This is a genomic window from Terrabacter sp. C0L_2, assembly GCF_036352015.1.
Taxonomy (GTDB): Bacteria; Actinomycetota; Actinomycetes; order Actinomycetales; family Dermatophilaceae; genus Terrabacter; species Terrabacter tumescens.
In genome coordinates this window covers 4558413-4572015 of the sequence record NZ_CP143557.1, presented here as the reverse complement: position 1 = coordinate 4572015, position 13603 = coordinate 4558413, and the positions used below count along the sequence as shown (strand labels likewise).

At 71.7% G+C, this 13603-nt stretch carries 15 protein-coding genes; 13 read left to right on the top strand and 2 right to left on the bottom strand.

What is annotated here, in order from left to right; all coding sequences use genetic code 11:
- The first annotated feature begins 55 nt into the window (after positions 1-55).
- From rpsM to rplQ, 5 genes are all read left to right on the top strand, one after another.
- On the top strand, positions 56-430 hold the full coding sequence (gene rpsM, locus U5C87_RS21220) for a 30S ribosomal protein S13 (protein ID WP_030194267.1): 375 nt from the start codon (positions 56-58) through the stop codon (positions 428-430).
- A gap of 57 nt (positions 431-487) precedes the next feature.
- Positions 488-883 carry a 30S ribosomal protein S11 gene (gene rpsK, locus U5C87_RS21215; protein ID WP_020143208.1) on the top strand — a complete coding sequence of 132 codons (396 nt, stop codon included), beginning with the start codon at positions 488-490 and terminating at the stop codon, positions 881-883.
- 32 nt (positions 884-915) lie between these two features.
- Positions 916-1524: a 30S ribosomal protein S4 gene (gene rpsD / locus U5C87_RS21210; RefSeq protein WP_030194270.1), complete on the top strand. Its 609-nt coding sequence runs from the start codon at positions 916-918 to the stop codon at positions 1522-1524.
- A 158-nt stretch (positions 1525-1682) separates the two neighbouring features.
- The gene (locus U5C87_RS21205; protein WP_030194272.1) at positions 1683-2714 is read left to right on the top strand and encodes a DNA-directed RNA polymerase subunit alpha; all 1032 of its coding nucleotides are present in this window, start codon (positions 1683-1685) and stop codon (positions 2712-2714) included.
- Between the two features lie 72 nt (positions 2715-2786).
- Positions 2787-3491, top strand: a complete 705-nt coding sequence (gene rplQ, locus U5C87_RS21200; RefSeq protein ID WP_330474403.1) for a 50S ribosomal protein L17, sunset domain variant — start codon at positions 2787-2789, stop codon at positions 3489-3491.
- 101 nt (positions 3492-3592) lie between these two features.
- Here rplQ and U5C87_RS21195 read toward each other — a convergent pair whose 3' ends face one another.
- The gene (locus U5C87_RS21195) at positions 3593-4129 is read right to left on the bottom strand and encodes an AMIN-like domain-containing (lipo)protein (protein ID WP_330474402.1); all 537 of its coding nucleotides are present in this window, start codon (positions 4127-4129) and stop codon (positions 3593-3595) included.
- Between the two features lie 126 nt (positions 4130-4255).
- On the opposite strand from U5C87_RS21195, the gene truA reads away from it, so the two are divergent.
- The 7 genes from truA (at position 4256) to U5C87_RS21160 (ending at position 11981) form a co-directional block, all read left to right on the top strand.
- Positions 4256-5131 carry a tRNA pseudouridine(38-40) synthase TruA gene (truA, locus tag U5C87_RS21190; RefSeq protein WP_330474401.1) on the top strand — a complete coding sequence of 292 codons (876 nt, stop codon included), beginning with the start codon at positions 4256-4258 and terminating at the stop codon, positions 5129-5131.
- 97 nt (positions 5132-5228) lie between these two features.
- Positions 5229-5867, top strand: coding sequence for a hypothetical protein (locus tag U5C87_RS21185; RefSeq protein WP_330474400.1), 639 nt, complete (start codon positions 5229-5231; stop codon positions 5865-5867).
- A 4-nt stretch (positions 5868-5871) separates the two neighbouring features.
- Positions 5872-6510 carry a hypothetical protein gene (locus tag U5C87_RS21180; protein ID WP_330474399.1) on the top strand — a complete coding sequence of 213 codons (639 nt, stop codon included), beginning with the start codon at positions 5872-5874 and terminating at the stop codon, positions 6508-6510.
- Between the two features lie 61 nt (positions 6511-6571).
- Positions 6572-8254 carry an ABC-F family ATP-binding cassette domain-containing protein gene (locus U5C87_RS21175; RefSeq protein WP_330476731.1) on the top strand — a complete coding sequence of 561 codons (1683 nt, stop codon included), beginning with the start codon at positions 6572-6574 and terminating at the stop codon, positions 8252-8254.
- A 62-nt stretch (positions 8255-8316) separates the two neighbouring features.
- Positions 8317-9366, top strand: a complete 1050-nt coding sequence (locus U5C87_RS21170; RefSeq protein WP_330474398.1) for a nitronate monooxygenase — start codon at positions 8317-8319, stop codon at positions 9364-9366.
- Positions 9367-9646: 280 nt separating this feature from the next.
- Positions 9647-11353, top strand: a complete 1707-nt coding sequence (locus U5C87_RS21165) for a carbohydrate-binding module family 20 domain-containing protein (RefSeq protein ID WP_330474397.1) — start codon at positions 9647-9649, stop codon at positions 11351-11353.
- 97 nt (positions 11354-11450) lie between these two features.
- Complete coding sequence (locus tag U5C87_RS21160) at positions 11451-11981, top strand: YbaK/EbsC family protein (RefSeq protein WP_330474396.1); 531 nt, start codon at positions 11451-11453, stop codon at positions 11979-11981.
- 56 nt (positions 11982-12037) lie between these two features.
- Here the strand turns inward: U5C87_RS21160 and U5C87_RS21155 are convergent, their stop codons facing one another.
- Entirely contained in the window at positions 12038-12319 is a 282-nt protein-coding gene (locus U5C87_RS21155; protein WP_330474395.1) for a WhiB family transcriptional regulator, read from the bottom strand.
- Between the two features lie 193 nt (positions 12320-12512).
- Here U5C87_RS21155 and U5C87_RS21150 point away from each other — a divergent pair, with 193 nt between their 5' ends.
- On the top strand, positions 12513-13583 hold the full coding sequence (locus U5C87_RS21150; RefSeq protein WP_330474394.1) for a MerR family transcriptional regulator: 1071 nt from the start codon (positions 12513-12515) through the stop codon (positions 13581-13583).
- Positions 13584-13603: the final 20 nt, after the last annotated feature.

Here is a 13603-nt window from a genome sequence, read left to right as displayed (position 1 = left end):
CGGATCGGTGACCTGCTCCAGACCTCCGCGTAACAGAAATCAGGAGACACCCAACATGGCTCGTCTTGTTGGAGTCGACCTTCCGCGCGAGAAGCGCGTCGAGGTCGCACTGACCTACATCTTCGGTGTCGGTCGCACCCGTTCCAAGCAGGCGCTGGTTGCCACCGGCGTCGACCCCAACACCCGCGTCAAGGACCTCGGTGAGACCGAGCTCGTTGCGCTTCGTGACTTCCTCGAGGGCAACTACCGCCTCGAGGGTGACCTTCGCCGTGAGGTGCAGGCCGACATCCGCCGCAAGGTCGAGATCGGTTCCTACGAAGGTCTGCGTCACCGTCGTGGTCTGCCCGTGCGCGGTCAGCGCACCAAGACCAACGCGCGCACCCGCAAGGGTCCGAAGCGCACCGTGGCCGGCAAGAAGAAGGCCCGCTGACGCTGATCGCTTCCGCGATCGCGTCTCACCGACATTCAGTTCTGACGTAGGAGAAAAATGCCTCCCAAGGCTCGCGTGACGAAGGTTCGTCGCAAGGAGAAGAAGAACGTCGCCCACGGGCACGCTCACATCAAGAGCACGTTCAACAACACGATCATCTCGATCACGGACCCCACCGGCGCCGTGATCGCCTGGGCCTCCGCCGGCCAGGTCGGCTTCAAGGGCTCGCGCAAGTCCACGCCGTTCGCCGCCCAGATGGCTGCCGAGGCTGCTGCCCGCCGCGCCATGGAGCACGGCATGCGCAAGGTCGACGTCTTCGTCAAGGGCCCGGGCTCGGGTCGCGAGACGGCGATCCGTTCGCTCACCGCCACCGGCCTGGAGGTCGGCGCGATCAGCGACGTCACGCCCACGCCGCACAACGGTGTCCGCCCGCCCAAGCGCCGTCGCGTCTGATCCGGCACTGAGCGAGAGAGAGAACTAGAGACATGGCTCGTTACACCGGCCCGATCACCAAGAAGTCCCGCCGCCTGAAGATGGACCTCGTCGGCGGCGACAAGAACTTCGAGCTCCGCCCGTTCCCGCCCGGCCAGCACGGCCGTCGCCGGATCCAGGAGAAGGAGTACCTGACCCAGCTCCAGGAGAAGCAGCGTGCCCGCTTCACCTACGGCGTCATGGAGAAGCAGTTCGTCCGCTACTACAAGGAAGCGGCGAAGCGCCCCGGCAAGACCGGCGAGAACCTCCTCCAGATCCTCGAGACGCGTCTCGACAACGTGGTCTACCGCGCGGGCCTGGCCCGCACGCGCCGCCACGCCCGTCAGCTCGTGACGCACGGCCACTTCGAGGTCAACGGCGTGCGCGTCGACGTCCCGAGCTACCGCGTCGAGCAGTACGACATCATCACGGTCCGCAAGCAGTCCGCCGAGAGCTTCCCGATCGAGCTGGCCCGCCAGACGTTCGGCGAGCGTCCCGTGCCGGCCTGGATGCAGGTCGTCGAGGGCTCGCTGCAGATCCTCATCCACCAGCTCCCGGTGCGCGCGCAGATCGACTCGCAGCTCACCGAGCAGCTGATCGTCGAGCTCTACTCGAAGAACTGACTCAAGGCCCCGTATGCCGTGAAGCCCGCTTCACGGCATACGGGATCCCTTGCCCTTGGGGTCGGCTCGCAGACAGAGCCGAGCCGGCCCGCCCGGATCACGACCGGGCAGTTTCACGAGGCGTCATATGGCGGTCGCCCGTGGGAAGGAACTGAACAGTGCTCATCGCACAGCGTCCCGTGCTCTCCGAAGAGGTCGTGGTCGAGAACCGCAGCCGCTTCACCATCGAGCCGCTCGAGCCCGGCTTCGGCTACACGCTCGGCAACTCCCTCCGTCGCACCCTGCTCTCGAGCATCCCGGGCGCGGCGGTCACCTCCATCCGCATCGACGGCGTGCTCCACGAGTTCACGACCGTGCCGGGCGTGAAGGAGGACGTCACCGAGATGATCCTCAACATCAAGGGCCTCGTCGTCTCCTCGGAGCACGACGAGCCGGTCGTCATGTACCTGCGCAAGCAGGGCCCGGGTGCGGTCACCGCCGCCGACATCACGCCTCCGGCTGGTGTCGAGGTGCACAACCCCGACCTGCACATCGCGACGCTGAACGACAAGGGCAAGCTCGAGATGGAGCTGACCGTGGAGCGTGGCCGTGGCTACGTCTCGGCGCAGCAGAACAAGTCCGGTGACCAGGAGATCGGCCGCATCCCGGTCGACTCGATCTACAGCCCGGTGCTCACCGTGACCTACAAGGTCGAGGCGACCCGTGTCGAGCAGCGCACCGACTTCGACAAGCTCATCGTCGACGTCGAGACGAAGAACTCGATGACCCCGCGCGACGCCATGGCCTCGGCCGGCAAGACGCTGGTCGAGCTCTTCGGCCTGGCCCGTGAGCTCAACGTCGAGGCCGAGGGCATCGACATGGGCCCGTCGCCGACGGACGCCGCGCTCGCCGCGGACCTCGCGCTGCCGATCGAGGACCTCGACCTGACGGTTCGTTCCTACAACTGCCTCAAGCGCGAGGGCATCCACACCGTGGGTGAGCTCGTGGGCCGCAGCGAGGCCGACCTGCTCGACATCCGCAACTTCGGTGCGAAGTCGATCGACGAGGTCAAGGCCAAGCTCGTCGGCATGGGTCTGGCCCTCAAGGACAGCCCGCCCGGGTTCGACCCGTCGGCCCTGGTCGACGGCTACGGCGACGATGACTACAGCGACGACGACGACCAGTCGTTCGTCGAGGACGAGCGTCTCTGACCAACCGCTTCTTGACCGAGCCCTCGGCGTCTTGCTCGAGAACGGCCTGGTCGGACTTCTAGGAGAAACGAAATGCCCACCCCCACCAAGGGTCCCCGCGTCGGTGGCGGCCCCGCCCACGAGCGGCTGATCCTGGCCAACCTCGCGACGTCGCTCTTCGAGCACGACAAGATCACGACGACCGAGGCCAAGGCCAAGCGCCTGCGCCCGCTCGCCGAGCGTCTCATCACGTTCGCCAAGCGCGGCGACCTGCACGCCCGCCGCCGCGTCCTCACGGTCGTGCGTGACAAGGGTGTCGTCCACCGCCTCTTCGCCGAGATCGCCCCCGACATGGCGGCTCGCGAGGGTGGCTACACCCGCATCACGAAGATCGGCGCCCGCAAGGGTGACAACGCCCCCATGGTCGTCATCGAGCTCGTCCGCGAGCCGCTGTCGGCCAAGAAGGCGACGGTCAAGGAGGCCGAGGGCGCGACGCGTCGTGCCGCCAAGCAGGAGGAGGCCAAGGCCGCCGCTGCCGAGACCAAGGCTGCCGAGGACGCTGACGCGACCGAGGCCACCGAGGCCACCGAGGCCACCGAGGTGCCCGAGGGCGCTGTCGCCGCGAACGAGGACGGCTCGTCGCCCGAGGACGGCTACACCGTCAAGGGCAACGCCGACTCGGGCAAGTACCACGAGCCCGACGGCCAGTGGTACGACCAGACGGTCGCCGAGTTCTGGTTCAAGTCGGCCGAGGACGCCGAGGCCGCCGGCTTCACGAAGGCCGGCTCCGGTTCCTGAGCCACACCGCACCATCGAAAGAGCAGTCCGTCCCTCGCGGGGCGGGCTGCTCTCTCGTTCTCCCGGCTGACGGAGTGTTCTCTCGATCGGTGCCCTCTCGGTCACCAGGCGTGGGCGACGTCGACGACGAGACGTCGGCCGCCGCCTGCGTCGGCCAGGACGAAGGCCCGCATCGGCAGCCGGGCCCGCACTCCCAGGCCGTAGTCGGTGTAGCCCTCGAAGCTGCCGGTGTTCGTCAGCTGCCGGAAGGTCCGCCAGCCCGGGAAGCTCGTGCTGCTGCGGCGGAGCGTGGACGGCGCGTCGACGGTGATCTGGATCCTCGCGCCGCCGGTTACGGGGATCGGCAGCCCGCTGCCGGGTCCGGTCACGGCGCTCACGTAGCGCACGCGGTAGCCGAGCGTGCCCCGTCCGGGGTCGAGGTCGAAGACGACGCGGTCGAAGCACGTGTGCTGCCCGGTTCTGGCCGCCGTGACCCGGCCCGACCACAGCAGCGCGGGGCTCGTGGCCCTGGCGCCGGAGCCCCAGGTGAGGCCGCAGAACGGTGCGGCGGAGGCTGACGGGGTCGCGGCGAGCGCGGCCGGAACGGCGAGAGCGGCTGCGAGGGCGGCGCCCGCGGCCCGACGAGAGATGGTGTTCATGGAGTTCCCCTTCCGAGAGCGCGGGCCCTGTTGCCGACGCTCCACCCACAAGACGTCTGACGGTCAGAGGCGGTTGACGGCCGCGTGGTACGCCGCGGCACCCACCCCCGGTTAGGCTCGGTCGCGATGAGTGAGGCGACCGGTGCGACCGAGGCGGGCGGGGTCCTGATGAGGGTGCGACTCGACCTCGCGTACGACGGGACGGCGTTCTCGGGATGGGCTGCCCAGCCATCCCTGCGCACCGTCCAGGGGGAGCTCTCGGCGGCCCTGACCACGGTGCTGCGCAGCGCCGCACCCGTGCGGGTGACGGTGGCAGGACGCACGGACGCAGGCGTCCATGCGCGCGGCCAGGTCGCGCACGTGGACCTCGACCCCGAGGCGTGGGCCGCCCTGCCCGGTCGGTCGGACCGCGACCCGGGCGTCGCGCTCGTCAGTCGTCTCGGGGGCGTGCTGGCCCACGACGTCGTCGTGCGCCGGGCAGAGCCGGCGCCGCCGGGCTTCGACGCGCGCTTCTCCGCCACGGAGCGGCGCTACCTCTACCGGATCGCCGACGCCGATGCCGTCCACGACCCGCTGCGGCGGCACGACACCGTGTGGTGGCGCCGCCCTCTCGACGTCGAGGCGATGGACGAGGCAGCCGGCTCGCTCGTCGGCCTGCGGGACTTCGCCGCCTTCTGCCGCCAGCGCGAGGGCGCGACGACCGTGCGGACCCTGCTCGACTTCTCGTGGGTCCGGCTGCCGGACGGCGTGCTGGCCGCCACGGTGCGGGCCGACGCGTTCTGCCACTCCATGGTGCGCTCGCTCGTCGGTGCGGTCGTCCCCGTCGGGGAGGGGCGCCGGGCGGCCGACTGGCCGCGGGCGCTGCAGGACCGGGCCGAGCGCGGGGCCGGGATCCACGTCATGCCGCCGCACGGCCTCAGCCTCGAGGAGGTCGTCTACCCGGCCGACGCGGACCTCGCCGCACGCGCCGTCGTCACGAGGGCCCGGCGCCCTCCGGTCTGACCCTCGATGTCCGGGGATACCCCGGAGATGGCTGGGGGATGTCTCGGGCCCGAGACCCGACCGGCGTGGCTGCACCCGCTGTGGTTGGATCGTCCGCATGAAGGCCTGCCCGACCCGCGTCCTCTCGGTCGGTCTCCTGACGTGCGCGCTCGTGCTGACGGGCTGCTCCAAGGACACCACCGCCTCGGCGCCGCCGGCGTCGGCCGCCTCGTCGAGCGCCTCGACCACCCCGTCCGGTTCGTCCGGGTCGGCCGGGTCGTCCGCGACCCCGACCACCCCGACGGCCGAGGGTGACGAGGTCCGGAGCCGCTCCGGTGCCTTCACCGTCGTGCCCCCGGAGGGGTGGACCGAGGCGACCGACAAGGCCAAGGGCGTCGCTGACATCGACCTCGTGCTGCTGTCGTCGAAGAAGGTGGGCGACTTCGCCAACAACCTCGTCGTCACGGCCGCGGACGGCGACCAGTCGGTGCTCGACGACGAGCTGGCCAAGGGCAGGAAGCAGCTCGCTGCCGCGGGTCGCACCGTCTCCGCAGCCCCGGACAAGACCGTCGCCGGCGTCACCGCCGTCGGCTTCACCACGGCCTTCGAGCAGCAGGGCATCAAGGTCCTCGCCCGCTCCTACGGCGTCCAGCGCGGGGGCCGCATCTACCTGCTCACCCTGAGCTCCTCGCAGGCCGACGCGACGCACGCCATGGCCGAGTTCGACGAGCTCCTCTCGACATGGGCGTGGACGTAGTCGCATGATCGGGCGTCCGAGGACGCCGGCGGCGCTGCTGCCGGCGCTCGCCCTGGTGGTGGCCGCGGGTCTGGCCGGCTGCTCGGACGACCCCGCCCCGACGCCGGCCGCCCCGAGCGACACCGGCGTCGTGCACCTGCCGACGTCAGCGGCGCCGACGACCGACAGCGCCGGCCACCGCATCGCCCAGCTGCCCTCGCAGACCGCCCCGGTGGCCATGAGCGAGGACCGCGTCCGGGGCGTCGACTACAGCTACCTCGAGCCGGTCGGCTGGAGCCGGGCCGAACGTGACCTCCAGCCCCGCCCCGACACCCTGCTGCAGCCCGACGACGACGGGGTCCGGGCCTTCATCGCGGTGGAGCGGCCGATCAAGGTCGGCTCGCACTCGCTGGCCGAGGTGGTGGACGGCCTGCGGGCCGGGTTCGCGGGCAAGGGCCAGACGCCGCTGGCCGCACCGGAGCGCGACATCGCCGGCTACCACGCCATGGGCATCGTCGTCGACCAGTCCGAGCAGGTGCGCGACGTCTACTACGTCGTCGCCTACACCGAGAAGGTCTATGCCATCCGCCTGACCTACGACCCGACGCACCCCGAGGCGCTCGGCGTCTACCGCGCCGTCCTCGACTCGTGGTCGTGGGGGTGAGCCGCGGACGGCCCCTTAACCGCGTGACGCGGCCACCCGGCATACGACAGGCTTGACCCTCGTGGGACACGTCGACGTCAACTCCATCTCCTTCAGCCTGCCGGACGGCAGGCCGCTGCTCAACGACGTCTCGGTGCGGGTGGGGGAGGGCGCCAAGGTCGCCCTCATCGGGCCCAACGGCACCGGCAAGACGACGCTGACGCGCATCATCGCCGGCGACATCGCGGCGCACGAGGGCGCGGTGACCCGTTCCGGCGGCCTCGGCGTCATGCGCCAGTTCATCGGGAAGGTGCGCGACGACACGACGGTGCGCGACCTGCTCGTCTCGGTGGCTCCCGACCGCATCCGCACGGCCGCCGAGGAGGTCGACCGCACCGAGCTGCTCATGATGGAGCGCGACTCCGAGGACGACCAGATGGCCTACGCCCACGCCCTCGTCGAGTGGGGCGAGGCCGGGGGCTACGAGCAGGAGACGCTCTGGGACCAGTGCACGGTCGCCGCGCTCGGCATCCCCTACGACCAGGCGCAGTGGCGCACGGTCTCGACGCTCTCCGGCGGTGAGCAGAAGCGGCTCGTGCTCGAGGCGCTGCTCCGCGGCCCGGAGGAGGTGCTCCTGCTCGACGAGCCGGACAACTACCTCGACGTGCCGACCAAGCGCTGGCTCGAGGAGGCGCTCGTCGCCTCGCCCAAGACGGTGCTGTTCATCAGCCACGACCGCGAGCTGCTCGACCGCGTCGCCACCCGCGTCGCGACCCTCGAGCCGGGTGCCGCCGGCGCGACGCTCTGGGTGCACCCGGGGCGCTTCGCGACCTACGCGCAGGCCCGCTCGGACCGCAACGACCGCCTCGAGGAGCTGCGCCGCCGCTGGGACGAGGAGCACGTCAAGCTCAAGACCCTCGTCCAGACGCTCAAGGTCAAGGCCAAGTACAACGACGGCATGGCCTCGCGCTACCAGGCCGCTCAGACGCGCCTCGCGAAGTTCGAGCAGGCCGGCCCGCCCGAGGAGACGCCGATGACGCAGTCGGTCAAGATGCGCCTCACCGGTGGCCGCACGGCCAAGCGCGCCATCGTGGCGACCGGCCTCGAGCTGACGGGTCTGATGAAGCCCTTCGACCTCGAGGTCTGGTACGGCGAGCGGGTCGCGATCCTCGGCAGCAACGGCTCGGGCAAGTCGCACTTCCTGCGGCTGCTCGCGTGCGGCGGCACCGACCCCGAGCGCGAGCACCAGCCGGTCGGTGACGTGCGCCCGGTCCCCGTCGAGCACTCGGGCGTCGTGCGCCTCGGCTCGCGCGTGCGCCCGGGGTGGTTCGCCCAGACCCACGAGCACCCGTCGCTCATGGGGCGCACGCTGCTCGAGATCCTGCACCGCGGCGACGAGCACCGGGAGGGCCGTCCGCGCGAGCAGGCCGCCCGGGCGCTCGACCGCTACGAGCTGGCGCGGTCGGGGGAGCAGACGTTCGAGTCGCTCTCAGGCGGGCAGCAGGCGCGCTTCCAGATCCTGCTCCTCGAGCTGTCGGGGGCCACGATGCTGCTGCTCGACGAGCCGACCGACAACCTCGACCTGCAGTCGGCCGAGGCGCTCGAGGAGGGGCTGGACGCCTTCGACGGGACCGTCGTCGCCGTGACGCACGACCGGTGGTTCGCGCGGGGCTTCGACCGCTTCCTCGTCTTCGGCGCCGACGGCCGGGTCTACGAGTCGACCGAGCCGGTGTGGGACGAGGGGCGGGTCGTCCGGCCGCGGTGACCTTCCCCACCCGTCGCCCGGCACCTGTGCCGGGGAGGGGGGAGCGGAGTAGCGTCTCGGACATGCTGCTGCGATCGCTCGAGACCGGCGTCGTGGGCGCCCCGATGGCCGGGGGGCCCACGACGCCCGAGCTCGTCGCCGCGGTCGGTGAGGCCGGTGGCCTCGGCCTGCTGGCCGGTGGCTACCTCACCGCGCCGCAGCTCGCGGCGGCGATCGCCGAGGTGTGGGACGCGTCGTCCCGCCCGTTCGGGGTCAACCTCTTCGTGCCCGCGCAGGCGAACGCGTATGCCGTGGGGCCGGGGGAGCTGACCGGCGCGGCCCGCGCGGACGCCGTCGCGACCTACCGGGCGTCACTGCTGGGGGACGCGCAGGAGCTGGGCGTCGAGCCGGGGGAGGCGCGCCCGGGGGACGATGACGACTGGGAGCGCAAGCTCGAGCTCGTCGTCCGGGAGCGGATCCCGTTGGTGTCCTTCACGTTCGGGCTCCCGAGCCAGGCCGTGCTCGGCGAGCTGCGGCGAGCCGGGATCGAGACGGTCGCCACGGTCACCGACGTGGACGAGGCGGCTGCCGCGCTCGCTGCCGGCGTCGACGGGCTCTGCCTCCAGGGTCCCGACGGCGGCGGGCACCGCGGCACGCTCGACCCGGTCAAGCAGCCCTCGGGTGGTGACCTCATCGACCTCGTCGTGGCCGTCCGGTCGCAGACGGACGTGCCGCTCGTGGCCGCAGGCGGCATCTCGACGGCTGAGCGGGCCGCGCAGGTCAGGGCCGTCGGCGCCGACGCCGTGCAGGTCGGGACCGCCCTGCTGCTGACACCGGAGGCGGGGACCGGCCTGGCCTATCGGAGGGCGCTCGCCGACCCCGCCTACGAGCGCACCGCCGTGACCCGGGCCTACTCGGGCCGGCTCGCACGCGGCCTCGAGACCGAGTTCCTGCGCCGCCACGACGGGCACGCCCCCGCTGCCTACCCCGAGGTGCACCACCTGACGGTGCCACTGCGCCGGGCGTCGGCCCGGGCCGAGCGGCCCGACCTGCTCGCGCTCTGGGCCGGCACCGGGTGGCAGTCGGCGCGGGCGGTGCCGGCGGCGACGGTCGTCGCCGAGCTCTCCCACTGAGCGGGCGCGGTTTCAGGTTGCGGGGTGTGCCGGGCGGCGGTTGACTGCCGCAAGTTCTTGCAGTCGATCGCAGGAACTTCCATGAGGTGACGGCCATGCCGTCGCGCCCTTCCGCACCGTCTCAACGAGGAGATGCCGCATGCGCCTGCCCAGATCGTCCGTCCCACCGGCTTCGGCGGTCCCGCCCGCCCCCACTGTCCCGACCGCCCCGCCTGTCGCGCTCGTCGAGGCGCCGCCCCGGAGGCAGACACGGCACCGAGCCCGTCTCGTCGCAGGGGCCATGGCCGCCGTCGCCGCTGTCGGGTGGTCCGTCGCTGGCCCCACGAGCGGTCCCGGCGCCGTCGTCCAGCAGGCCGCCGCGACCCCGCCCGGTAGCAAGGACGTCACGGCGACGCTCTTCGAGTGGCGCTACGACGCCGTCGCCCGCGAGTGCACCAACGTCCTCGGCCCCAAGGGCTACGGCTTCGTCGAGGTCTCGCCCGCGGCCGAGCACATCCAGGGCCCGCAGTGGTGGACGTCGTACCAGCCCGTCAGCTACAAGATCGGTGGCCGGCTCGGCGACCAGACGGCCTTCAAGAACATGGTGACGGCGTGCCACACCGCCGGGGTCAAGGTCGTCTCAGACGTCGTCGTCAACCACATGAGCGCCGGCTCCGGCACGGGCACCGCCGGCAGCAGCTACACGAAGTACGCCTATCCCAGCGTCTACTCCGACCGCGACTTCCACACCTGCCGGCAGAACATCAGCAACTACGCCGACCGCACCAACGTCCAGACGTGCGAGCTCGTCGGGCTCGCCGACCTCGACACCGGCAGCGACTACGTGCGCGGCGCGATCGCCGGCTACCTCAACACCCTGATCGGTCTCGGGGTCGACGGCTTCCGCATCGACGCGGCCAAGCACGTCGCCGCCACCGACCTCGCGGCGATCAAGGCCAAGCTCACCAACCCGAACGTCTTCTGGGTCCACGAGGTGATCTACGGCGCCGGCGAGGCCGTACAGCCCACCGAGTACACGGGGTCGGGCGACGTCGACGAGTTCCGCGCGGCATACGACCTCAAGCGCGTCTTCACGAGCGAGAAGCTCAGCTACCTCAGCAACTGGGGCGCCTCGTGGGGCTACCTGCCGAGCGGCAACGCACGCACGTTCGTCGACAACTGGGACACCGAGCGCAACGGCTCGACCCTGAGCTACAAGGCCGGCGCGACCTACACGCTCGCCAACGTCTTCATGCTCGCCTGGCCCTACGGCGCCCCCAACGTCTTCTCCGGCTACGAGTGGACCGACGCCGACGCCGGGCCGCCCCTGGGCGGTGCGGTGAACGCCTGCTACTCCGACGGCTGGAAGTGCCAGCACGCGTGGAGCCAGATCGCCGGCATGGTGGGCTTCCGCAACACCGTCGCCGGCACGGCCGTGACGAACTGGTGGAGCAACGGCAACAACGCCATCGCCTTCGGTCGCGGGGCCAAGGGCTACGTCGTCGTCAACCACGAGTCGGGCCCGGTCACCTCGACCTTCCAGACCTCGCTGCCCGCCGGCACCTACTGCGACGTCACCCACGGCACCGTCAGCTCGGGCACCTGCTCGGCCGCGACGTACACCGTCGGCTCGTCGGGGACGTTCACCGCGACGGTCGGTGCCAACGAGACGATCGCGCTGCACGTCGGCGCCGTCACCTCGGCCGTCCCGGCAACAGCCGCGGTGAGCTTCGGCGTCAACGCCACGACGTCCGTGGGTCAGGACATCTACGTCACCGGCGACAACGCGGCCCTCGGCGCGTGGGCGCCGGCGTCCGCCCTCAAGCTCGACCCGGCGACCTACCCGGTCTGGCGCCGCACTGTCGCACTCACGCCCGGGACCGTCGTGCAGTACAAGTACCTCCGCAAGGACTCGGCCGGCACGGTCACGTGGGAGTCGGGGGCCAACCGCACGGTCACGGTGCCGGCGTCGGGGACGCTGACGCTCAGCGACACCTGGCGGCCCTGAGCGGCGTCCACGGCCGCCGAGCCCGTATGCCGTGAGGCGGGCCCGGCGGCCACGGACCCGTGGGCGCGGGGCGGGGCGGGCGGCATACGCTCGGGCCATGCCCAGTGCCGAAGGAAACCTGACGTGGGTGGCCGCCACCGACCGACCCGACCTGCTCGCGCCACCCGTGGCGGCGGCCCTCGAGCACGTGCCGGGCGTGCGGGTGGCGGCCATCGACGCGTCGCTCGCCGACACGGCGGCGTTCTGCGAGGCCTACGACGTGGCGCCCGAGGCGTCGGCCAACTGCGTCGTGGTGGAGGCCCGTCGCGGCGAGGAGACGACGCTTGCTGCCGTGATGGTGCTGGCGACCGACCGCGCGGACATCAACCGCGTCGTGCGCAAGCACCTCGGTGCCCGCAAGATCTCGTTCGCCGACCAGGTGAAGGCGCAGGAGCTGACCGGGATGCAGCAGGGTGGCATCACGCCGGTGGGGCTGCCGGGGGAGTGGCCGGTGCTCGTCGACGAGGCCGTGGCGCAGGCCGGGCCCGTCGTGGTCGGGGCCGGTGTGCGTGGGGCCAAGCTGCTGCTCGACGGCGCGGCGCTCGCCGCGCTCCCGACGGCGCAGGTCATCGCACTCGCGGTGCGCTGAACCGACGCGCTGACCTGACGCGCTGACGTCACGCAAGACGGACGCGCTGGCCCGGGTCAGCCGGCGACGTCCCAGAGCATCTGGGCGCGCTCGGTGGGGGTGGTACCGCCCCAGATGCCGAAGGTCTCGGGGACCCGGAGGGCGTGGTCGAGACACTGCTGGCGCACGGGACAGCCGCCACAGACCATGCGGGCCGCCTCGGTCTGCTCGCGGCGCTCGCGCTGGTCGAGCTCCTGGTCGTCGGCGAAGAACTGCTCGACGGCCTTGGTGCGGCAGCGGCCGAGCTCCTGCCACTCGTACGAGGAGTAGGTCGGGCGCGGGAGGCGGGTGATCGTCATGGCTTCCTCCAGGGATGGGGTCGAGCGATCTGATGCAGAACCTATGCAGAACTTATGCGGAAGTTACGCATTGCACAAGAGCCCTGCATAAGTTTATGATCGGCACGTCCGATCGGTGCTGGAGCGGTCCATGACGGGAATCTCGGACCGCTCCGCCCGACCCGGACGACCGACCCGAACGGTGATGATCTCCATGAACCCGCAACCGGCAGCCCCGCGAAGGGCCGACCCGCCGGAGCCCGGCGACCCCGAGTTGGGGGAGCGGGTGCCCGAGCTGGGCTGGCCCGTCGGCGTCGTCTCCGAGCGTCTCGGCATCGCCGCCCCCACCCTCCGGTCTTGGGACCGGAGGCACGGGGTGGGTCCGAGCCTGCGCACGAGCGGCAACCACCGCCGCTACACCGAGCTCGACATCCGCAGGGTCCAGCTGATGTCCCGGCTCACGGCCCAGGGAGTCCCCGCCCAGAGCGCCGCCGACTCGGTCCTGGCCATGGATGCGGCCTCGATCGCGGCGCGTCTGGACGGCGCGGTCGCGACCGCACCGGGGATGGTGGCCGCGCCCGGGGGCGGGCGCCCCGACGCCACTGGCGCCTCTCCCGGCACCGCGCTCGACGCCGCGGCCGAGGCTGCTGATGCTGCCGATCTCGTCGAGTCCATCGTCGGCGCTGCCCGGGCCCTCGACGCGCGCACCATGGCGCTGCTCTACCGCCAGGTGATGCGTCGCCGCGACGTCGGTCGCGCCTGGGTTGAGGTCTTCGCCCCCGCGCTGCGCCGTGTCGGGGAGCTCTGGCGCGAGGGTCTTCTCGGCGTGCAGGCGGAGCACCTGACGAGCGAGCTCCTCCAGTCCGAGCTGCGAGCGGTGGTGCGCGCCAACCGGCTCCGCGTCGCGGGTCAGCCGGTCGTGCTCGCGAGCGCCGACGACGAGCAGCACCACCTGCCCCTGCTCGCCCTCGAGGCCGAGCTGGCCCGCAACGGCGTGGCCAGCCTCTTCCTCGGTCCGCGGGTGCCGGCCGAGGCGCTCGTCTCGACGTTGCGCGAGACGCGACCGCGCGCCGTCTTCCTCTGGGCCTCGCTGGCGCGGCCGCAGGCCGAGGCGCTCTGGAGCGACCTCGACGTCGTCGACTGGCCGCTCGAGGTCGTCATCGGCGGCCCCGGGTGGGCCGACGGCATCGTCGTCCCCGAGGGGCCGGTGGTGCTGACGCGGGTGCAGGACTTCGACAGCGCGGTGCGCGCGCTGGTCTCGAGCCCCGGTGCCTTGACGCGCTGAGCAAGAACCGCGCAACTTCC

What these genes read in the sequence shown, in the direction of transcription:
- rpsM (WP_030194267.1), top strand. Translation starts at nt 56, where the DNA reads ATGGCTCGTCTTGTTGGAGTCGACCTTCCGCGCGAGAAGCGCGTCGAG.
- U5C87_RS21150 (WP_330474394.1), top strand. Translation starts at nt 12,513, where the DNA reads ATGAACCCGCAACCGGCAGCCCCGCGAAGGGCCGACCCGCCGGAGCCC.
- U5C87_RS21195 (WP_330474402.1), bottom strand. Translation starts at nt 4,129, where the DNA reads ATGAACACCATCTCTCGTCGGGCCGCGGGCGCCGCCCTCGCAGCCGCT.
- U5C87_RS21165 (WP_330474397.1), top strand. Translation starts at nt 9,647, where the DNA reads ATGGCCGCCGTCGCCGCTGTCGGGTGGTCCGTCGCTGGCCCCACGAGC.
- truA (WP_330474401.1), top strand. Translation starts at nt 4,256, where the DNA reads ATGAGTGAGGCGACCGGTGCGACCGAGGCGGGCGGGGTCCTGATGAGG.
- rpsD (WP_030194270.1), top strand. Translation starts at nt 916, where the DNA reads ATGGCTCGTTACACCGGCCCGATCACCAAGAAGTCCCGCCGCCTGAAG.
- U5C87_RS21155 (WP_330474395.1), bottom strand. Translation starts at nt 12,319, where the DNA reads ATGACGATCACCCGCCTCCCGCGCCCGACCTACTCCTCGTACGAGTGG.
- U5C87_RS21185 (WP_330474400.1), top strand. Translation starts at nt 5,229, where the DNA reads ATGAAGGCCTGCCCGACCCGCGTCCTCTCGGTCGGTCTCCTGACGTGC.
- rplQ (WP_330474403.1), top strand. Translation starts at nt 2,787, where the DNA reads ATGCCCACCCCCACCAAGGGTCCCCGCGTCGGTGGCGGCCCCGCCCAC.
- U5C87_RS21170 (WP_330474398.1), top strand. Translation starts at nt 8,317, where the DNA reads ATGCTGCTGCGATCGCTCGAGACCGGCGTCGTGGGCGCCCCGATGGCC.
- U5C87_RS21160 (WP_330474396.1), top strand. Translation starts at nt 11,451, where the DNA reads ATGCCCAGTGCCGAAGGAAACCTGACGTGGGTGGCCGCCACCGACCGA.
- rpsK (WP_020143208.1), top strand. Translation starts at nt 488, where the DNA reads ATGCCTCCCAAGGCTCGCGTGACGAAGGTTCGTCGCAAGGAGAAGAAG.
- U5C87_RS21180 (WP_330474399.1), top strand. Translation starts at nt 5,872, where the DNA reads ATGATCGGGCGTCCGAGGACGCCGGCGGCGCTGCTGCCGGCGCTCGCC.